Raw genomic sequence first — 20165 nt, forward strand, 5'->3', positions numbered from 1 at the left:
TTGCATCCAAGCGACGATCTTGTGGCGCGCGCGTCATGATGCGGCACCCAGCCCCGGTTCGGCAGCTCTTTCGCATATGGTAACATGGTGTTCGAAACGCAAGAACACGACTTCTCGAAAAGCGCCGCACCCGACAGGACCTCAGAGAGGCCATTGACAAGGCGGCAAAAGCAGCTTGAAAAGACATCGATCAAGACAAACAGGATTATCATGGCCGAGCGCAGAAAAATCATTATCGACACCGATCCCGGGCAGGACGACGCGGCAGCGATCATGCTCGCTCTTGCAAGTCCCGAAGAGATCGAAATTCTCGGTCTCTGCGCTGTGGCCGGCAACGTGCCACTTAAACTCACGAGCCGCAATATCCGCATCGTCCTTGAACTTTGCAACCGTTCGGACGTCCCTGTTTACGAAGGCTGCGAGCGTCCTCTGGTTCGTCCGCCGATCACCGCCGAGCATGTGCATGGCAGCACAGGTCTAGACGGCCCGACCCTGCCGGAGCCGACACTTGCCGCACAGCCGCAGCATGCGGTAGATTTCATTATCGAAACGCTTCGTCGCGAGCCGGAAGGCACGGTGACGCTCTGCACGCTCGGCGCACTCACCAATATCGCTACCGCTCTTCAAAAGGCGCCGGATATCGCGCCGCGGGTGAAGGAACTGGTGCTGATGGGCGGCGGTTTTTTCGAAGGCGGCAATATTACGCCAGCGGCCGAATTCAACATCTATGTCGATCCACATGCTGCCGATATCGTGTTCCGTTCCGGCATTCCGCTCGTCATGATGCCGCTCGACGTGACGCACAAGCTTTTGACCACAAAGGCCCGCGTCGCCCGCATTCGCGATATTGGCACACATCCAGCCATCGCCATGGCCGAGATGCTGGAATTCTTCGAACGCTTTGACGTGGAGAAATACGGTTCCGACGGCGGGCCTCTGCATGATCCAACCGTGATTGCCTATCTGATCAAGCCTGAGCTTTTCGCTGGGCGCGATTGCAACGTGGAAATCGAAACATCATCCGAGTTGACCATGGGCATGACAGTGGTCGACTGGTGGAAGGTGACCAACCGTCCGGTCAATGCCAAGGTGTTGCGCGACGTGGATGCGGACGGCTTCTTCGCGCTTTTGACAGAGCGTTTTGCGCGGCTCTGATCGCCGCTTGATCATCATGCCCGGGCTCACAAACAATCGAGCCCGGGCATTTATAGATGATGTTTATCCTTCCGAGGATCGGAAGCTCTTACAGTTCGTAGAAATCGGCTACGATCTTCCAGGCCTCTTCCGCCGTCTCGGCGAAGTGAAACAGGTCTATATCGTCCGGCGCGATGGTTCCGAAATCAGCCAATGCCTTGAAATTGATGATCGAATGCCAGAAGTCCTTGCCGAAAAGGATGAGCGGGATCGGTGCCATGCGCTTAGTCTGGATCAGCGTTACGGTTTCGAATAGCTCGTCCATGGTGCCGAAGCCGCCCGGAAAGATGACGACGGCCTTGGCGCGCATCAGGAAGTGCATCTTGCGAATGGCAAAATAGTGGAAGTTGAAGCTGAGCTCCGGCGTTACATAAGGGTTCGGTGCCTGCTCGTGTGGCAAAAGAATATTGAGACCGATCGAGGGAGCGCCGGCTTCCGACGCCCCTCTGTTGCCCGCCTCCATCACGCCGGGGCCGCCCCCGGTCACCACCACATATTCGCGATGATCCAGTTTCTCTGCGGCACTGGCACAAAGCTTGGCGAATTTTCGCGCTTCGTCATAATAGACCGATGCCGCTTCAAGGTTCTTTTTCTGGGTTTCGTTGCGCGCCGCCCAGGCGGCAGCGCCGGGCTCAGGAATACGAGCGCCGCCAAACATGACGACGGTGGACTTGATGCCGCGTTCGGAGAGGATCATTTCCGTTTTCAGCAGTTCGAGCTGAAGACGAACAGGGCGCAATTCCTCCCGGCAGAGGAAGTCGGTATCGGTATAGGCAAGACGGTAGGATGGCGAAGCGCTTTGCGGTGTTTTTGGAATGACTTCGGCCTGATGCTTGTCATCCGAGCTGCTTTTCAGCGGGTCCCAAACCCCATCCTTGCGATGCAGCTTGCCGTTTTTCAGTTTCGCCATTTCCATGCCTTTCCGATGCTGACGTCAAATCGCCCAAATCGCATTGACGCACTTGAAACACTCGCTTAGAGCAATTGACCGTGTCCGGCCAGCGGTGCGGATGTTTCCCTGAAAATGACGATAGTCAGCGAAGTTTAAGGAATTCTCATGAGCAGCTCGGAACTCGGCACTCTCGAAAACATCATCGAAACCGCATTCGAAAACCGCGACGGTGTGAATACCTCCACCAAGGGAGAAATTCGCGATGCGGTGGAGACTTCGCTCAACCTTCTCGATGCTGGCGAGGTACGTGTGGCCGAGCGCGAAGCAAGCGGCAACTGGAAAGTAAACCAGTGGCTGAAGAAGGCCGTTCTGCTCTCCTTCCGCCTGAACGATATGGAAATTGTCACCGGTGGCCCAGGCGAATCCACATGGTGGGACAAGGTGCCTTCCAAGTTCGAGAATTGGGGCGAAAATCAGTTCCGTGCGGCAGGCTTCCGCGCCGTGCCGAATGCCGTCGTTCGCCGTTCCGCCTATGTGGCCAAGAACGTCGTGCTGATGCCATCCTTCGTCAATCTCGGCGCCTATGTCGATGAAGGTACCATGGTCGACACATGGGCGACCGTCGGCTCCTGCGCCCAGATCGGCAAGCATGTTCATCTTTCCGGCGGCGTTGGCATTGGCGGCGTGCTTGAGCCACTTCAGGCAGGCCCCACCATCATCGAAGACAATTGCTTTATCGGCGCGCGTTCGGAAGTGGTCGAAGGCTGCATCATCCGCGAAGGCTCGGTGCTCGGCATGGGCGTCTACATCGGCAAGTCCACCAAGATCGTGAACCGCGCCACCGGCGAAATCTCTTATGGCGAAGTGCCACCCTATTCCGTCGTGGTTGCTGGCACGATGCCTGGTAAGCCCTTCCCGAATGGCGAGCCTGGCCCAGGCCTCTATTGCGCCGTCATCGTCAAGACCGTTGACGAGAAGACACGCTCCAAGACGGGTATCAACGAGCTTCTGCGCGACTGAAATTAAAAGACTGGCATAGAAGAGACAGCCCCATGAACGCCACCGATCCCGTCTCCAATCTTGCCGGCCTCATCCGTTGCCCGTCGGTAACGCCGGCAGAAGGCGGGGCGCTTGCCCTGCTCGAAACGTTGCTCTCGCCGCTGGGCTTTGAGGTCGATCGTGTGGTGGCCACAGAAGACGGCACGCCGGACGTGGAAAATCTTTACGCCCGGCTCGGCACCGATGGACCGCATCTGATGTTTGCGGGCCATACCGATGTCGTGCCGGTAGGTGACGAAGCCGCGTGGAGCCACCCTCCTTTTGCAGCAGAAATTGCCGGGGGCGAGATGTTTGGTCGTGGCGCCGTCGACATGAAGGGCGGGATCGCCTGCTTCGTCGCAGCGATAGCACGTCACATCGAAAAGCATGGTAAGCCGAAGGGCTCCGTGTCCTTTCTAATCACCGGCGATGAAGAAGGGCCGTCGATCAACGGCACCTCGAAGCTTCTGGAATGGGCCGCCGCCAAGGGCGAACGTTGGGATGCGTGCGTTGTCGGTGAGCCAACCAATCCGAACCAGCTGGGCGACATGATCAAGATCGGTCGCCGCGGCTCGCTTTCGGGCCGCATCACAGTTCAAGGCGTACAGGGCCATGCAGCCTATCCGCACCTTGCAGACAATCCCATTCGCGGAATGCTGCAATTGACGCACGCGCTAATGGACCCGCCTTTCGATAACGGGACCGACAATTTTCAGCCTTCTAATCTGGAAGTGACAACCATCGACACGGGGAATGCCGCGACCAATGTCATTCCGGCCAGAGCGACGGCGTCCTTCAATATCCGTTTCAACGACACCTGGACGGCAGAGACGCTGCGGGCCGAGATCATCCGTCGTCTGGATGCGGCTGCCGCTGACGGCGCGCTTCGTCCGGCTCGGACACCCGTCAATTACGAGATCGTCTGGGCCGATCGGCCGAGCCATGTCTTCTTGACGCGCAACAATGCGCTGATCTCCTCGCTCTCGGGTGCGGTAGCGGAGGTCACAGGTCTGGAGCCGAAGCTCTCCACGACTGGCGGCACCTCGGATGCCCGCTTCATCAAGGATTACTGCCCGGTGGTGGAATTCGGCCTTGTCGGCCAGACCATGCATATGGTCGATGAGCGCGTCGCCGTCGCCGATCTGGAAACGCTGACACGCATCTATGAAACCTTCATCGAACGCTGGTTCGGCCATGCCGCCCAGTAGCGAAGTCGCCTTCTATCTGCGCGGTCTCTGGTTGCTGTTTCTTGGCAAGAAAGAGGGCTTGCGCCTTCTCGACATCAGCGATCGCGGCATGTTGCGCTCCTTCTACGCCGCCCTGTGGTGCCTGCCGTCCATGGCGCTGTCCTGGTACTGGTGGCACGATGCCTATCTGTCCGGGATGCCGGAAGGGGTGCGCACGGGTGCGATCTTCTTCATCCGTCTCGCCATCGTCGAAGCGATCTGCTGGATGGTGCCGCTGATCCTGATCGGGGTGCTGCTTTATGCCTTTGGAGCGAGAGGCAAGTTTCAAGCGATCATCGTGGTTGCAAACTGGCTTTCCGTTCCTTTTTCCTACGCCTATTCACTTCTGATCCTGATTGCGCTGTTCCTGCCCGCATTGCACGGGCTCGTCGCAATCCTCTGGTTCGCACTGCTCCTTTCTCTGGTCTTCGCCTTTTCGAGGATCTTGCGGTTGTTCGTGCGCGATCAACCGCTCTTGGTAACAGCGCTCGTTATGACACTGCTTGTCCCTGGGATGATCCTCTCGGAACTGTTGCAACGCTTTCTCGGCATCTATCCGACGTGAAGATGTTTGCCTGCGCGGTCATTTAGTATCGCCAAGGACCTTTTTTGTTGGCGGCATTCGCGGCGGTATGACGTCGGGATAATCCACTTGCATAAAGTAGAGGCCTTCCGGCGGAGCAACAGGACCGCAGGCCGTGCGGTCACGCGCCTCTAGTGCTGCCCGCACGTCGTCGGGCGTCATGGCACCCTCGCCTGCCAGCTTCAGCGTTCCGGCGAAGGAGCGGATCTGGTTGTGCAGGAAGCTCTGCGCCGTCGCACGGATCTCGATCAGGACGCCAGTGCGCGTCACATCCAGCCTGTCCAGCGTCCGCACCGGGCTGTTGGCCTGGCAATGAACGGAGCGGAAAGTGGTAAAGTCATGTCGCCCCACCAGCATCTGTGCGGCTGCATGCATCGCCTCATGGTCCAGGTCTTTCGAGACCCACCAGGCGCGCTTGTGCTCCAGCGCTAAGCGCGATTTACGAGAGATGATACGATAGAGATAATGGCGACGAATGGCGGAAAAGCGCGCATCGAAATCCTCCGTCACAGCCTCCACGTCAAGGACCGAGACCGCGTCGCCTGCCATGGCCAGATGGGCATTGAGCGCGTTGCGCAGCTTGTAGGGCTGCCAATCACGCGCCAGGTCCACATGGGTGACTTGACCAACCGCATGCACACCGGAGTCTGTTCTGCCGGCGCCACGAATGCCGACCTTTTCGCCCGTTAACGAAAGAACCGCCGCTTCCAGTGCGCCTTGAACCGACTTGCCATTGTCCTGCCGCTGCCAGCCGACGTAAGGCGTACCATCATATTCCACGGTCATGCGAAAACGAGGCATAACCTACAGCCTCGTTCCGACAGAAACAGGCGTTCCGCGCAGAAAATCTGCAGCCAGCATTGGCTTGCCACCTGCCTTTTGCAGTTTGGTGAGACGGACCGCCCCACTGGCGCAGGCAATCGTCAATTGATCGTCCAAGACCGAACCTGCCTCGCCCATGCCCTCTGCTCGTTCGCTTGCCAATACCTTGACGCGTTCGGGTTTGCCGCCGATCTCCAGTTCAAACCAGGCGCCTGGAAAAGGCGCCAGACCGCGAATGTGGTTGTGGACATCCTGCGAGGGGCGGGAGAAATCGATCCGCGTTTCCGCCTTGTCGATCTTGGCGGCGTAGACAACGCCTTCCTCGGCCTGCACCGTGAGCGGCAAATCATCATTTTCGAGCTTTGCCATGGCGTCGCGCATCAATCGCGCGCCCTTCAGCATGAGCGCGTCATGCAACTCGCCAGCCGTCATGTTTTCATCGATGGAGACACGCGCTGTCAGCGCCACGGGGCCGGTATCCAACCCCTTTTCCATCTTCATCACCATCATGCCCGTCTCGGCATCGCCTGCCATGATGGCGCGCTGAATGGGGGCTGCACCCCGCCAGCGTGGCAGAAGCGATGCATGGCCGTTATAGCATCCAAGGCGCGTGCCATTCAAAATCGCCTCGGGGAGAAGAAGACCATAGGCGACAACCACGGCAACATCGGCATCGAAATCGGAAAATTGCTTGCGATCGTCGTCCGCCTTGAAATTCAGCGGGGTCAGAACCGGTATTCCCAAAAGCTCAGAGGCCTGATGCACAGGGGATTTTTGCAGGTCCAGCCCACGGCGTCCGCCTGGGCGCGGCGGCTGGGTATAAACCGCAACCACATTGTGGCCCGCCTCTTTCAGAGCGCGCAGTGTGGGGACCGAAAACTCCGGCGTTCCCATGAATATGATGCGAAGAGCCATTTTTGCCCCCTGCCCTGCTGCTGATATCGAAGGGCCTCTCGCCGGGCGAATCAGACCTTGGCGCGGGCCAGCTTGGTGAATTTCTTGATGACCATGTCGCGCTTCAGACGCGAGATATGGTCGATGAAGAGTACGCCGTTCAGATGGTCGATTTCATGCTGCAGGCAGGTCGCAAGAAGACCGTCGGCCTCTATCGTCTGCTGCTTGCCATTGCGATCAATATATCCAACTGTCAGCGAGGCCGGACGCTCGACCTCGGCATAGTAATCCGGAATGGAGAGGCAGCCCTCTTCATAGGTCGAGACATCATCCGAAACTTTCAGGATTTCCGGATTGATGAAGACCTGCGGCTTGTTTTCCTCGTCTTCGCGCGACAGGTCGATCACCAGCATACGGCGGGCAACGCCAATCTGGATCGCGGCGAGGCCGATTCCCGGCGCGTCATACATGGTCTCCAGCATGTCGTCTGCCAAACGCTGGATTTCCGAATCCACAGTCTCGACAGGCTTGGACTGCTGGCGCAGCAGCGGATCGGGCAAAATGATAAGAGGCTTGATCGTCATGGCTTCCCATAACCCATCTCATCAACCGAGGAAACGAAAAAATACGGTCGATTCAACGCTGAGACTGGATAGCCGACTCATTTTCGCCGTGGACATGTTCTTGTTTTGTACGAATCAGAATAACTCTGCTAGATTGCGCCATGAACATCGATCTCAATGCCCTCGGTCAAACGGCTTTCAGCGTCGGAACGGTCAGTATCTCGATCGGCGCGATGCTGCTCGTTCTGGCTTTTGCCGGACTTGTGGCTGTCCTCTTCCTCCTGCGCAAACCGGCAACACCGGATCAGCCGCGCGAAGAGCTTACCGAGCTTCTGAAAACCCAGACAGAACTGCAAGGCCGCATCGCTGCCATGGCAGAGGCCTTCTCCGCACGACAGAACGAGATGAGCCAGACGTTGAACGAGCGGCTGGATGGCATGTCTCAGCGTCTCGGCACAACGCTGACCGAACAGACCCGTTCAACACATGAGAACCTGAGCAAGCTGCAGGAGCGGCTCGCGGTCATCGATGCCGCGCAGGGAAATATCCAGGACCTCGCAAAGGACGTCATCGGGCTGCAAGCGATTCTTTCCAACAAGCAGACACGCGGCGCCTTTGGACAGGCCCGCATGGAAGCGTTGATTGCCGATGCGCTGCCCTCTGGTACCTACCAGCTTCAGCCAACCCTTTCGAACGGCTTTCGACCGGACTGCATCATCAAGATGCCGAACAATGCGCCGTCGCTGGTGATCGACGCGAAATTTCCTCTGGAAGCCTGGAACGCCTTGAAGGCGGATGAATCGCCGGAGGCAAAGCGCGCTGCGACCCAGCAGTTCCGCCGGGACATGGAAGTTCATATTCGCGATGTGGCGGAGAAGTATCTGATCGCCGGCGAGACCCAGGACACCGCCTTCATCTTCGTGCCGTCGGAATCGATCTTTGCCGATATTCACCAGCATTTCGAGTATCTGGTGCAGCGTGCCCACCGCGCCCGTGTGGTGATCGTGTCACCGTCTCTCCTGATGCTGTCGGTCCAGGTCATTCAATCGGTGTTGAAGGATCAGCGGATGCGCGAGCAAGCTCACCTGATCCAGGGCGAAGTGGCGCTGTTGATGGACGATGTGCGACGTCTGGATGAGCGCACCCGCAAGCTTCAGACGCATTTCGGCCAGGCGCAGCGGGACGTGGAAATGATGCTGACCTCGTCGGAAAAAGTCTTGGCGCGTGGCGGCAAGATCGAAAGCCTCGATTTTTCCGCAAGCACCACGGAGCTTCCGCATGCGGAAGTGGAGCATCAGCGCCGCATTGCTGAAGCCCGTGCAGGGGCCGCAAAGCTTCGCATTGTGGATGACGAGTAATCGGCACGGCAAAAAGAGGATCTGAAGCGTAGGGAGCGCATCTGAAAGATCGCGACAGGCCGTAGCCAGCGCAAATTCGATTTCCGATTTTCGGACCGATGCTGTAGCAATATCCGACTATATCAACTTCGTCCTTTGGATCAGCCTCGCATGATTACTGTTTTCGGCTCCATCAACATGGATCTCGTCGCCACCTCCGAACGCTTGCCGAAGCCGGGCGAGACGGTCACCGGCAGAAGCTTTTCCACGGCAGCTGGCGGCAAGGGTGCCAATCAGGCGCTTGCGGCGAGTCGCGCCGGGGCGGACGTGAAGATGGCGGGTGCCATTGGTGACGATACCTTTGCAGCCCCCGCACTCACGCTGCTGCGTGATGCGCGCACCGATCTCTCGCTGGTGAAGACGGTGGCCGAGCCGACTGGAACAGCCGTTATCCTGATTGGTGAGGGCGGCGAGAACATGATCTCGGTCATTCCCGCGGCCAACGGCACGGTCTCGCCACAGGATGCCGAGCGCGCTGTCTCGGAAATGGCCGAGGGCGATACGCTGATGTTGCAATTTGAAATTCCAGCCGATGCGATCGAGGCTTCACTGAAAGCTGCGAAAGCCAAGCGCGTGACGACGATCATCAATACGGCTCCTTTGACCGCAGATGCAGCCCGCTTGTCACGACTTGCGACGATCGTCATCGCCAATGAAACGGAGTTCGAACTGCTGATCGGCAAGAGCGGTCTCTCGGCTGCGGATCGGGAGAAAGAACTGGCCGCACTGCACGTAGAGACAGGCCAGACCCTGATCGTCACTCTGGGTGCCGAGGGTGTGATTGCCATTCGTAACGGCAAGCTCTTCAAATCCATGGGCCTCAAGATCGAGCCCGTCGATACTGTGGGTGCAGGCGATACGTTCTGCGGCTATCTCGCTGCAAGTCTCGATGCCGGAATGGACTTCGAAAAGGCCTTGCGCCGTGCGGCGGTTGCCGGTTCGCTGGCCTGCACTCGTGAAGGCGCCCAACCCTCTATTCCCGTCGCCGCCGAAGTGGATCAAAAGTTGTAACGGATCAAGAGCGGCGGGTGCCAAGCAAATGTGGGCAACTGCCGGTATCATCCGATCAAGCGTCCTTGAACAGATTGAGCGCCGCATATTGCAGCAGCATGATCGTCTTGCCATCGCGAATGGTACCGGAGGCGATCATCGCCAGCGCATCGTCTATCCCCATTTCCATGACGCCGATCTCTTCGCCCTCTTCGACATTACCGCCACCGGCTGAGGTTCTGTCTCCCGGTTGATATTCGCCGACGAAGAAATGTAGCCGCTCGGTAACGGATCCGGGGCTCATAAAGGCATCGAAGACCTGACGGACATCGCGGACCATGAAGCCCGTCTCTTCCTCCGTCTCTGCGCGGATACGCGCCTCCGGCTCTGCATTGTCCAGAAGGCCCGCCGGGGTTTCGATGAGAAGCTCGTCATGGCCGTTAACGAAGGCCGGATAGCGGAACTGTTTCGTCAGGATCACCGTGCGGCGTGCTAAATCGTAGAGAAGGATCGTCGCGCCATTGCCGCGATCATAGGTTTCCCGCGATTGCTTCTGCCATGTGCCATCTTCTCGCAAGAAGGAGAAAGTCGTCTTCTTGAGGAGATACCAATCATTGGAAAGGACCTGAACGTCCTGCACCTTAATGCGATGCGCGATACTCATGAAGTTTTCCCTGCGGCTAGATCCAACGGATATTGGACGTACGAGCAATTTCGTGTATTTTCGTGCAGAGTCAAGAAATTTCGTGCAACAGGATTGAGTTAAGTGCTGACATTGGAACGCAAGACCCTCATCCAGAACGTTCTAAGGCGAGATGGGAGGATCGTTGCAAAGAGCTTCGCGGAAGAACTCGGCGTCTCCGAGGATACGATTCGCCGCGATCTGCGCGAACTGGCGAAGGACGGTTTGTTGCAACGGGTCCACGGAGGTGCGCTGCCATCTTCACCCGCCATTGCCGATTATCATGTGCGCGAACAGATGGCGTCCTCCGCCAAGGAGAAGCTTGGCCGGGCAGCAGCCGGATTGATCAAGCCGGGACAGATCGTCTTTCTCGACGGCGGCACTACCAATCTCCAGCTTGCCCGCAATCTGCCACCGAAACTGGAGGCGACGATCATCACCCATAGTCCGAGCATTGCCGTCGAATTGGCGCAACATCCGTCGGTCGAGGTGGAGTTGATTGGCGGGCGGCTTTTCAAGCACTCGATCGTGTCAATGGGTGCGGCAAGCGCCGAGGCCATTTCCGGCATTCGCGCTGATCTGTTTTTCCTAGGAGCAACCGGTATCCATCCCGAGACCGGCGCCACGACGGGAAACCGCGAAGAAGCGGCAATCAAGAGGCTAATTGCCCGACAATGCGCCGAGACGATCTTGGTCGCGACGCAGGACAAGATCGGCGCGGCATCGCCCTATCTCATCCTGTCATTGGAAGAGATTGCGACCATCGTCGTGGATGCCGACGTGCCAGACAAGTTGCTCGAGCAATACAGCGTGACGGGACCAGCGATTCTAAAAGCCTGAGATCAGACTTTAAGGAAGGTGAGGTAGGCAGAGCTTCGCCCCTCGCGCTTTGCCTTGTTCTCGTAGCGCGTTCCCGGCCAGTTGTCATAGGGCGTCAGCCAGTCAGCGGAGGTCTTGGCCGTCCACTCGAAGCCGCCATGGCGGGCGCAGTGCTGCAGCGTCCAGTTGATGTAGGTATCGATGTCAGAGGCAAAGCAGAACTTGCCCTTGGGCTTCAACACCCGATGGAAGCGGGCCAGATTGACATCCGAGACGAAACGGCGCTTCCAGTGCTTCTTCTTCGGCCAGGGGTCCGGGTACAGCAGATCGATGTGATCGATGCATGCATCTGGAAGCCAGTCCAAAAGCTGAGTAGCATCGTCGTCATAGAGGCGGATGTTCATCAACTCGCGCTCTTTAACCGCACCGAGAAGCTTCGCCATGGAATTGACGAAAGGTTCGACGCCGATGAAACCCGTCGCCGGATTTTCAGCGGCGCGATGAACCAGATGCTCGCCACCGCCAAAGCCGATTTCGAGACGAATGGATTTGACGTCAGCCGGAAACAGTGCGGCCAACGGCTTCGGCGCCGGTGTTGCAAGATCGACCTTTAACAGCGGCAAAAGGCTCTCGATGCTTTCCACCTGCTGGTTGCGCAACGGCTTGCCCTTGCGCCTGCCATAGAACGCTTCCGTCGATCGTGAACGCCGCTCTTCCGTCATAGTGAACTCTCTCAAGCAAAATAGATGAACCCGCACCTTACCGTTTCATCGGTATTGCGCGGGTTTCAAAGTTTTCAGACCTATCCCCCAAACACTCGCCCATGGCAAGACCGGAGTAAGGGAAGCTATGTTTCGAACCGTTGGGCTCAAGCGGCTTTGAGCGCTTCCTTGAGCGGCTTGACGAGGTCGATCTTCTCCCAGGAGAAGGAACCGTCGCGGCCAGCCTTGCGGCCAAAATGGCCATAGGATGCGGTCTTTGCATAGATCGGCTTGTTGAGGTCGAGGTGACGACGGATGCCCGATGGCGACAGGTCCATAACCTTACGGATGGCGGCTTCGACTTCGTCTTCACTGACCTTGCCCGTCTGGTGCAGATCGACATAGACCGACAGCGGCTGAGCCACACCGATGGCGTAGGACAGCTGAATGGTGCAGCGGTCGGCGAGACCGGCAGCAACCACATTCTTAGCCAGATAACGCGCGGCGTAGGCTGCAGAACGGTCGACCTTGGTGGTGTCCTTGCCGGAGAATGCGCCACCGCCGTGAGGTGCTGCGCCACCATAGGTATCAACGATGATCTTGCGGCCAGTCAGGCCGGCGTCACCATCAGGACCGCCGATGACGAACTTGCCCGTCGGGTTGATGTACCACTTGCAGTCGTCGGCAATTTTCAGATCGCCAAGCGCTTCGCGTATGTAAGGTTCGACGACTGCGCGAACCTTCTTGGAATCCCAGCTAGCGTCCAGATGCTGAGTGGAAAGCACGATGGACACGGCTTCAGCGGCCTTGCCGTCTACGTAGCGGACGGTCACCTGGCTCTTGGCGTCGGGGCCGAGCTTGGCGGCTTCGCCTTCACCGCTCTTGCGGGCGTTGGCGAGCAGTTGAAGGATGCGGTGAGAATAATAGATCGGCGCCGGCATAAGGTCCGGCGTTTCCTTGCAAGCGTAACCAAACATGATGCCCTGGTCGCCAGCACCTTCGTCGCCCTGCTTGTCGGAGGCGTTATCGACGCCTTGGGCGATATCGGCAGACTGCGGATGCAGCAGCACGTCGATCTTCGCCGTCTTCCAATGGAAGCCGTCCTGCTCGTAGCCAATGTCGCGGATGGCCTTGCGCGCTGCGGACTTAAACTTGGAAGGATTGATCATCGGATGGCCAGCGGCATCCTTGACGACGTTGCCATCCTTATCCTTCTTCAGCAGCGTATCGGGAACGCGCACTTCGCCCGCAATGATCACGCGGTTGGTGGTGGCGAGCGTCTCGCAGGCGATGCGGACGGTCCATGGGTCAACGCCGGTCTTGGACGCTTCACGATAAATCAGATCGACGATTTCATCGGAAATTCGGTCGCAAACCTTGTCTGGGTGACCTTCAGCAACGGATTCGCTGGTGAACAGGTAGTTGGCGCGCATGCGGGATTCCCCTCAAAGAACGTGACTGAGCGTTGTGTTAGTCATTCTACGACAAAAAAACAAGGACAGAACGACATAAATATATCTTTATATCGATATTCCATTGTTCCTAACAGACAATAAAAAACGGCCCCGTAGGGCCGTTCAAAATGTTCTAAGCTAATGTATGGAGCTTAGTCAGTGTCGCCCTCAGCAGCGAGCGCTTTGACCAGGTCGACAATGCGACGGCGTACCTTGGGATCGTTGATTTTCACAAAGGCGCGGTTTAGCTGCAGCCCTTCGGAAGAAGACAGGAAATCAACCACATAGTTGGAGCTCGATGCCTCCGCAGAACTGGAGGCAGAGGCAGACTGTTCTCCCGGCGCGTCTTCGAAGAAGAAGGAAACCGGTACGTTCAGGATGGCTGAAATGTTTTGAAGACGGCTGGCGCCGACGCGATTGGTGCCCTTCTCGTATTTCTGAATCTGCTGAAAGGTAATTCCGAGGCTTTCTCCCAGCTTTTCCTGGCTCATGCCAAGCATCGTGCGGCGCAGCCGGATGCGACTTCCGACGTGAATGTCGATCGGGTTCGGCTTCTTCTTATTTTCGGTCATATGTTAGTCCTGACATCCTGTTGTCGGTGGCTTGTTACACCTTAACGAAAAGCCTTGTGGCTTAGATCAGTGCAACACGCCGTCATATCACATGCGTTGTACTACCCCACAATCACACTATGCAATTTTAGGGGTTTTGGGTCAATTCTTGCGACCAGCTAAACCATGCCGAGAAATCAAAGCGACTGCGAACATTGTTATAAAGAACAACCAAAAGTTCGTTTTGCGGGCTTCGCCATTCAATGCGTCGATGGCCGCACCACTTAAGGTCGTATCGATTATGCCCGTTTGACCGTAATCAAGACCAGCCTCGATACCACCTAACGGGTCAATCATGGCGGAAATGCCAGTGTTAGCGGCGCGAATCACTGGCAGACCCGTTTCGACCGCTCTCACTCTTGCCTGCTGGAAGTGTTGATAGGGCCCAGGTGTGTCACCGAACCATCCGTCATTGGTGACATTCAGGATCGCTTCGGAAGAGGCGATATCCGCCGGTACATCATCGGGAAAGATGATTTCATAGCAGATAAAGGAGTAGAGCTTCTTTCCCGACGGCAATGTGATTGGGGTTCGGCTGAGCGCCGGCGAGAAGCCACCTGGCAAGCTTATGAGATTCTCAATGCCGAGGCGGTGCAATACATCCTCGAACGGCACATACTCGCCGAAGGGGACGAGATGAACCTTGTCCGTCGCTCCAATGATTTGCCCCTGACCATCCACGGCATAGACGGAATTATAGTATCGCGGTGGATGACCAGCGCCGGCATCCTCCATTCGCACGGCGCCCGTCAGTAGAATCTGGCCGTCGTCCAGCGTCTTGGCGATTTCTTCCAACGCATCCGGGTTCTGGGTCAGAATGAACGGGACGGAGGTTTCCGGCCAGACGATGATATCCGGTCGCTTCTTGCCCGGTGATGGCGGCAGTGCGGAGAGACGCAAATGCTCCTGAAAGATCTCGACCCGATCGGCATTCAGCATCTTGCGCGACTGATCGATGCCGGGCTGAACGATGCGGATCGTGGTTACGTCAGCAATCTCCGGCAATGGCTGATGCATGCGGTAAAGGCCGTAGCCTACATGTCCCGCCAGAAGCAGGAACGCAAGCGATAGACCGGAAACCATGCCTCGACGGGTTCCAAGCAGTGCCGGGCTGGAAAAGATGAAGACCGCCAGCATCGACATGCCAAAGATACCGATGAGGTTGGAGGTCTGCATCATCAACGGTACAGGCATAAGACCGTAACCGACCGCGTTCCACGGGAAGCCCGTGGCGACAAAGCTTCGCAGCCACTCGGCCAGTCCGAAGGATGCAGAAAGAGCGGCGATCCTGCCCCAGCCATCGGACCAGAGACTATTGGCCATCATGACAGCAAGGCCGTAGAAGAGCGCGAGAAAGGCTGGCAGACCCAGGATCGCCAGCGGCAGTGCCCAGGCAAACTCATCCGCTTCGAGCAGCAAGGCATTTCCAAGCCACCAGAGGCCTGCCACGAAGTAGCCGAGACCGAATATCCAACCGAGCAGAAATACCTTGAACGTGCGCGAAAGCAGACCACCATCAGGGCTTCCAGTGGTGCCGTCTATCAACCAGACCAAGAGGGTGAAAGAGACAAAGAGGCTGGCGAAAAACCCGACGGGAGGCAGGGCAAGCGCGCCGATGGCGCCCGCTATCAAAGCAATGAGAATCCGGTTGAAGCCACTGCTCAACATGATCGTGCCCGCGAGCCGCTCCATGCAGTATCAATCTCCTTGAGGGGCACCGTTCAATGACGCAAGACGAGAAGCGGATACCAGAACTGACTTGCCTCCAAAATCCGGCCAGCGCGAAAGCCCGCTGATCGCACTTTGTTTGCTGGACGCCGAACAATTATACGGCCTGCATTTCCGGCTTACTTCAAAACAAAACGAACGTCCACAGCGCAACCTTGCCGGGCCTGCACAGATCACAATCCTTACAGGCAAGACAGTATCGGCCCGAAAATCGGAAGCGATTTTCGGGCCGATACATGGATCCAGAGATTCAACGTCTAGTCAGCGTGCAAGCACGTAATACGCTTCAGAGCGTCTTGCGTACGTACCAACAACGCGCGGCGCTCCCCGTGCCGCAGCGACCAAGGAGCGAAGCTTCGACCCGGCTACTCCCGGATCGAAGCCGTTACACAGCGGCCTTATCGGAATTATCGGACGGTGCCGGAAGTGCGATCATCTCGCCTGTCACCACTGCGGCCGGAGCCTGATCGTCCTCGCCCATCGACGATTCATCGCGACGGATGCGGACGCGCTTGATGCGCCTGCTGTCGGCATCGAGAATGTGGAACTCGAAGCCTGGAACGGCGCGAACGATCTCGCCCTTGGACGGGATGCGACCGAGCGCGAAGAAAACGAGACCGCCCAGCGTGTCGATCTCCTCGACATGCTCACGGACGTCGAACTCGGGGCCGATCGCCTCAGCCAGCTCCATCAGTTCGATGCGCGCATCTGCAATCAGAACGTCGGAAGAGACACGAACGAACATGGCCTCGTCCTTGTCGTGCTCATCGTCGATGTCGCCAATCACCATCTCCACAATGTCTTCGTGGGAGACGAGCCCATCGGTGCCGCCATATTCGTCGATAATCACCGCGAGCTGGGTGCGCTGCGCCTGCATGGTCTTCAAGAGATCGGATGCAAGCATGGAGGGTGGCGCGAACAGGATCTTGCGAATGATCCCGGCTTCGGCCAACGTCGTTTCGAGATCGACGCGGGAGAGATCGAAGTTGGAGCGGGGTGTGCGCGTCGCCTTAGCCTCACCATTGGCAGGCGTGCGCGTGCCGCCGCGGCGCTTGTTGCGTGCCTGCTTGCCCACATAGGACAGAAGATCACGAATGTGGATCATGCCCTTGGGATCGTCGAGCGTCTCGTCATAGACCGGCATGCGGGAGCGGCCCGTCGCCTCGAAGCGGATCATCGCTTCACCGATCGTGGTCTCCTGATCGAGCCCGTCTATATCGACGCGGGGGATCATGATGTCCTCGACCCGGACTTCTCTGAAGCGGAGAATATTGTTCAGCATCGCCCGCTCGTCGGGCGTAAAGGCAGCGCCGATATCGGTATCGGTCATCAGCGCATCGGTCAGGTCTTCACGAAGACGCTCGCCCTGCGACGGCTTCAATATCCGGGAAATTCTCGACCAGATGGAGGAGCGGGGCTTTGCTTGGTAGTCCTGTCGTAACGGACTACTGCCCTCCTCCGATGAGGATTGTTCCCCGGCGTCTTTGCCCTCTTGGGGCGGTCTTGCAGAATGTTCGTTCATTGTCCCAAACAGTTCGATCAAAGCGGTTCCTGGCCCGCGTAAGGGTCAGATAGGCCAAGAGACGCCAGAATGCGAGTCTCAAGACCTTCCATTTCTTCCGCCTCTTCGGTTTCCATATGGTCATAACCAAAGAGATGCAGACATCCATGCACCAGCAGATGGGTCAAATGATCCTCGAAACTCTTCTCAAGATCAAGGGCTTCGCGCATGACAGTTTCATGTGCAATAACGATGTCGCCAAGCATCGGCCCCGGCATCCCGCCCGGCTCCAGGGGAAAGGCAGGAAAAGACAGGACGTTCGTCGCCTTATCCTTGCTGCGCCACTGCGCATTTATGTCCTTGATCGCAGCGTCATCGGTGAAAACCAGCGACACCTCTACCGGCATGCCGGGAAACGGCTGCTGCTCTTCTTTTCTCAGATAGGAGACAGTGGCCTCCAGCACTTTGGTGCTGAAGGCAAAAAGCTCTTCCTCCGAGGGCCAGTCATCCGCCTCGACAGAGATTTGAATATCCAGAACCGTCATCGTCTCGGCTTCAATAACCTTGTCTCGGAAGGCTCTCATCCGGCACAGCCGTGTGCGATTCATAGGCCTTGACGATACGCGCCACCATCGGGTGACGCACGACATCGACGTCCTTGAAGCGAACAACGGAGACGCCTTCGACATCACCGAGGATTTGCAGGGCCTCTACCAGACCGGATTTTACGCCACGCGGAAGGTCGACCTGGCTCGGGTCGCCGGTCACGATCATGCGACCGTTTTCACCCAGACGCGTCAGGAACATCTTCATCTGCATGGTCGTGGTGTTCTGCGCCTCATCGAGGATAACGGCAGCATTGGCGAGCGTGCGGCCACGCATGAAGGCGAGCGGTGCGATTTCGATGACGCCTGCCTGGATGGCACGCTCCACCTTATCCCCCGGCATCATGTCGTAAAGCGCGTCATAGAGCGGACGAAGATAGGGATCGACCTTTTCCTTCATGTCGCCCGGCAGGAAGCCCAGACGCTCGCCCGCTTCGACGGCTGGGCGAGACAGAACGATGCGATCCACCGCGCCGCGCTCCAAAAGCTGTGCGGCATGGGCGACGGCCAGATAGGTCTTGCCGGTACCGGCCGGTCCCACACCGAAGACGAGTTCAGACTGTTCCAGCGCCCGCATATAGACATCCTGTGTCGGCGTGCGGGCGGCAATTGTCTTCTTGCGGGTGGAAATCTGGGCCATCGACACTTTGGCTTTGCGCTCCATCGTTGGCAGGGTCAACTGGTCGTCTGCTGCGACCGCCATGCGGATTGCGCCTTCGACATCGGAAAGTTCGGCTGTGCCACCCTTCAACAGGCGCTGATAGAGAAAATCCAGCGCGCGCCGGGCCTGGTTGGTCGCAACCATGTCGCCCGTAATCGCGACTGAATTGCCGCGTGGGCGGGCATCGATGTTGAGCCGCTGCTCCAGCAATTTCAGGTTTTGATCGAACTGACCGAATAGCTCTCCTGCTATTCTGTTATTCTCGAACGTGAGGACGAAGTGATTGGCGTCGGTCGCGGGTGAGCGTGGCTGGCGCGATGAAGGTGAGGCCAATTCGTGTGCGTTCAAGCGGTCAGGCTCCTGTCCGAGGTCAGTTCCGGTTCCCAACTCTAACTCTATGCCACCTCGGCAAACAAGCTGTTTGGACCGGTCGCAGTGATTCGTACATGAATAATGTCACCGATTTTCATGTCGTTTGCATCAAGATTTACAGACTGAAGCCACGGAGACCGGCCGATCAGCTGTCCGGGCATACGACCAGGCTTTTCCAGCAAGACTTCCATGGTCTTTCCAACGAGCGACTGGGCAAAGTCGTTCTGCTGTTTCAACAGCAGCGCCTGTAGTCTTTCAAGCCGCGCGGCCTTCACATCTTCCGGCACCTGATCGGTCAGATCGGCGCCCGGCGTCCCTGGGCGCGTCGAATATTTGAACGAGAAGGCCTGCGCGTATTTCACCGCTTCCACCATGGCGAGCGTGTCTTCGAAGTCCTGATCCGACTCGCCGGGGAAGCCGACAATAAAATCGCCGGACATGGCGATATCAGGGCGGGCGCCACGAATTCTTTCGATCAGCCTCAAATATTCATCGCCGGTATGGCGGCGATTCATGGCTTTCAAAATGCGGTCGGACCCTGCCTGTACGGGCAGATGCAGATAGGGCATCAGGGCACGCAGATCGCGATGCGCCTCGATCAAGCGGTCATCCATGTCGCGTGGGTGGCTCGTCGTGTAGCGCAGGCGTGCAAGACCGGGAATTTCGGCCAGGCGATAGAGAAGCTCTGCCAGTCCCCATTGCTCGCCTTTCGGACCCGTCGAGCGCCATGCGTTGACGTTCTGCCCAAGAAGCGTGATCTCACGCACTCCGGCATCCACGAGCTTCATCGCCTCGTCGAGGATCTGGCTGACAGGACGGGAGACCTCGGAGCCTCGGGTGTAAGGGACTACGCAGAAGGTGCAGAACTTGTCACAGCCCTCCTGAACGGTGAGAAACGCCGTCACACCGCGCGAGCGAAGCTTTGCCTTTTCGGCCACCGGCAGATGCTCGAACTTATCTTCGACCGCATAATCGGTCTCGATCACCCGCTCGCCGTCGCGAACGCGCGCAAGCGCCTGCGGCAGGCGATGATAGGTCTGCGGACCGATAACGACATCGACGGCGGGCGCACGGCGCAGTATCTCTTCGCCTTCGGCCTGGGCCACACAACCGGCGACGCCGATGACGAATTCGCGGCCCTCTTCCTCGCGCAACTTTTTCATGTCGCGCAGACGCCCAAGCGCGGAGTAAACCTTTTCCGCCGCCTTTTCCCGGATGTGACAGGTGTTCAGCAAAACGAGATCGGCCTCGCTCATATCCTCGGTCTGAACGTAGCCATCCTTTGCCAGAGCATCGCTCATGCGGACGGAATCGTAGACGTTCATCTGACAGCCATAGGTCTTGATAAAGACCTTGCGGCTGTTGGCTGCTTGAGCCAAAGCGGTCGTGGTGGCGTCGAGGCCGAGCGTGTCCTGGGTCATGGCGCGTATCT

General features: G+C 57.8%; 20 protein-coding genes. 7 read left to right on the plus strand and 13 right to left on the minus strand.

Annotation, left to right across the window (positions count from 1 at the left end; translation table 11 throughout):
• Positions 1-210: 210 nt before the first annotated feature.
• Positions 211-1155 (plus strand): nucleoside hydrolase, encoded by a 945-nt coding sequence (locus QZ862_RS20110; protein WP_296021481.1) that lies wholly within the window; start codon positions 211-213, stop codon positions 1153-1155.
• An 88-nt stretch (positions 1156-1243) separates the two neighbouring features.
• Here QZ862_RS20110 and QZ862_RS20115 read toward each other — a convergent pair whose 3' ends face one another.
• The gene (locus QZ862_RS20115) at positions 1244-2104 is read right to left on the minus strand and encodes an LOG family protein (protein ID WP_296101533.1); all 861 of its coding nucleotides are present in this window, start codon (positions 2102-2104) and stop codon (positions 1244-1246) included.
• A 147-nt stretch (positions 2105-2251) separates the two neighbouring features.
• Between QZ862_RS20115 and dapD the strand changes: the two genes are divergently transcribed.
• From dapD to QZ862_RS20130, 3 genes are read left to right on the plus strand one after another with little or no spacing between them, the layout of a single operon-like run.
• The gene (gene dapD / locus QZ862_RS20120; protein WP_296021408.1) at positions 2252-3106 is read left to right on the plus strand and encodes a 2,3,4,5-tetrahydropyridine-2,6-dicarboxylate N-succinyltransferase; all 855 of its coding nucleotides are present in this window, start codon (positions 2252-2254) and stop codon (positions 3104-3106) included.
• 32 nt (positions 3107-3138) lie between these two features.
• On the plus strand, positions 3139-4332 hold the full coding sequence (dapE, locus tag QZ862_RS20125) for a succinyl-diaminopimelate desuccinylase (protein ID WP_296021406.1): 1194 nt from the start codon (positions 3139-3141) through the stop codon (positions 4330-4332).
• Complete coding sequence (locus tag QZ862_RS20130; RefSeq protein ID WP_296101534.1) at positions 4319-4915, plus strand: hypothetical protein; 597 nt, start codon at positions 4319-4321, stop codon at positions 4913-4915. Before dapE ends, QZ862_RS20130 begins: the two co-directional genes overlap by 14 nt.
• Before the next feature lie 18 nt (positions 4916-4933).
• On the opposite strand, the gene truA is transcribed toward QZ862_RS20130, so the two are convergent.
• Genes truA through def form a run of 3 tightly spaced genes read right to left on the minus strand, consistent with a single transcriptional unit; the run spans position 4934 to position 7233 of the window.
• On the minus strand, positions 4934-5734 hold the full coding sequence (truA, locus tag QZ862_RS20135; protein WP_296073872.1) for a tRNA pseudouridine(38-40) synthase TruA: 801 nt from the start codon (positions 5732-5734) through the stop codon (positions 4934-4936).
• Positions 5735-5737: 3 nt separating this feature from the next.
• Positions 5738-6670 (minus strand): methionyl-tRNA formyltransferase, encoded by a 933-nt coding sequence (gene fmt / locus QZ862_RS20140; protein WP_296073874.1) that lies wholly within the window; start codon positions 6668-6670, stop codon positions 5738-5740.
• 50 nt (positions 6671-6720) lie between these two features.
• Entirely contained in the window at positions 6721-7233 is a 513-nt protein-coding gene (def, locus tag QZ862_RS20145; protein ID WP_296040739.1) for a peptide deformylase, read from the minus strand.
• 140 nt (positions 7234-7373) lie between these two features.
• On the opposite strand from def, the gene QZ862_RS20150 reads away from it, so the two are divergent.
• Together QZ862_RS20150 and QZ862_RS20155 are read left to right on the plus strand one after the other, a co-directional pair.
• Positions 7374-8570 carry a DNA recombination protein RmuC gene (locus QZ862_RS20150; protein ID WP_296021395.1) on the plus strand — a complete coding sequence of 399 codons (1197 nt, stop codon included), beginning with the start codon at positions 7374-7376 and terminating at the stop codon, positions 8568-8570.
• Positions 8571-8720: 150 nt separating this feature from the next.
• Entirely contained in the window at positions 8721-9620 is a 900-nt protein-coding gene (locus QZ862_RS20155; RefSeq protein ID WP_296101535.1) for a ribokinase, read from the plus strand.
• Positions 9621-9675: 55 nt separating this feature from the next.
• On the opposite strand, the gene QZ862_RS20160 is transcribed toward QZ862_RS20155, so the two are convergent.
• Positions 9676-10263 (minus strand): NUDIX domain-containing protein, encoded by a 588-nt coding sequence (locus tag QZ862_RS20160; protein WP_296101537.1) that lies wholly within the window; start codon positions 10261-10263, stop codon positions 9676-9678.
• 102 nt (positions 10264-10365) lie between these two features.
• Between QZ862_RS20160 and QZ862_RS20165 the strand changes: the two genes are divergently transcribed.
• A complete protein-coding gene (locus QZ862_RS20165) occupies positions 10366-11121 on the plus strand; it encodes a DeoR/GlpR family DNA-binding transcription regulator (RefSeq protein ID WP_296101538.1) in 756 nt (251 codons plus the stop codon).
• Positions 11122-11123: 2 nt separating this feature from the next.
• Here QZ862_RS20165 and QZ862_RS20170 read toward each other — a convergent pair whose 3' ends face one another.
• From QZ862_RS20170 to miaB, 8 genes are all read right to left on the minus strand, one after another.
• Positions 11124-11822 carry a tRNA (guanosine(46)-N(7))-methyltransferase TrmB gene (locus QZ862_RS20170; protein ID WP_296101539.1) on the minus strand — a complete coding sequence of 233 codons (699 nt, stop codon included), beginning with the start codon at positions 11820-11822 and terminating at the stop codon, positions 11124-11126.
• A gap of 146 nt (positions 11823-11968) precedes the next feature.
• The gene (metK, locus tag QZ862_RS20175; protein ID WP_296021384.1) at positions 11969-13234 is read right to left on the minus strand and encodes a methionine adenosyltransferase; all 1266 of its coding nucleotides are present in this window, start codon (positions 13232-13234) and stop codon (positions 11969-11971) included.
• 173 nt (positions 13235-13407) lie between these two features.
• Positions 13408-13827 carry a helix-turn-helix domain-containing protein gene (locus QZ862_RS20180; RefSeq protein WP_296021382.1) on the minus strand — a complete coding sequence of 140 codons (420 nt, stop codon included), beginning with the start codon at positions 13825-13827 and terminating at the stop codon, positions 13408-13410.
• 141 nt (positions 13828-13968) lie between these two features.
• Positions 13969-15558, minus strand: coding sequence for an apolipoprotein N-acyltransferase (gene lnt / locus QZ862_RS20185; protein ID WP_296021381.1), 1590 nt, complete (start codon positions 15556-15558; stop codon positions 13969-13971).
• Between the two features lie 421 nt (positions 15559-15979).
• The gene (locus QZ862_RS20190; protein ID WP_296075369.1) at positions 15980-17116 is read right to left on the minus strand and encodes a hemolysin family protein; all 1137 of its coding nucleotides are present in this window, start codon (positions 17114-17116) and stop codon (positions 15980-15982) included.
• A gap of 17 nt (positions 17117-17133) precedes the next feature.
• Entirely contained in the window at positions 17134-17640 is a 507-nt protein-coding gene (gene ybeY / locus QZ862_RS20195; protein WP_296101662.1) for an rRNA maturation RNase YbeY, read from the minus strand.
• A 10-nt stretch (positions 17641-17650) separates the two neighbouring features.
• A complete protein-coding gene (locus tag QZ862_RS20200) occupies positions 17651-18709 on the minus strand; it encodes a PhoH family protein (RefSeq protein ID WP_296101540.1) in 1059 nt (352 codons plus the stop codon).
• Positions 18710-18756: 47 nt separating this feature from the next.
• The gene (miaB, locus tag QZ862_RS20205) at positions 18757-20154 is read right to left on the minus strand and encodes a tRNA (N6-isopentenyl adenosine(37)-C2)-methylthiotransferase MiaB (protein WP_296101541.1); all 1398 of its coding nucleotides are present in this window, start codon (positions 20152-20154) and stop codon (positions 18757-18759) included.
• Positions 20155-20165: the final 11 nt, after the last annotated feature.

The organism is uncultured Agrobacterium sp., from assembly GCA_913777615.1.
In the GTDB taxonomy this organism is placed as follows: domain Bacteria; phylum Pseudomonadota; class Alphaproteobacteria; order Rhizobiales; family Rhizobiaceae; genus Agrobacterium.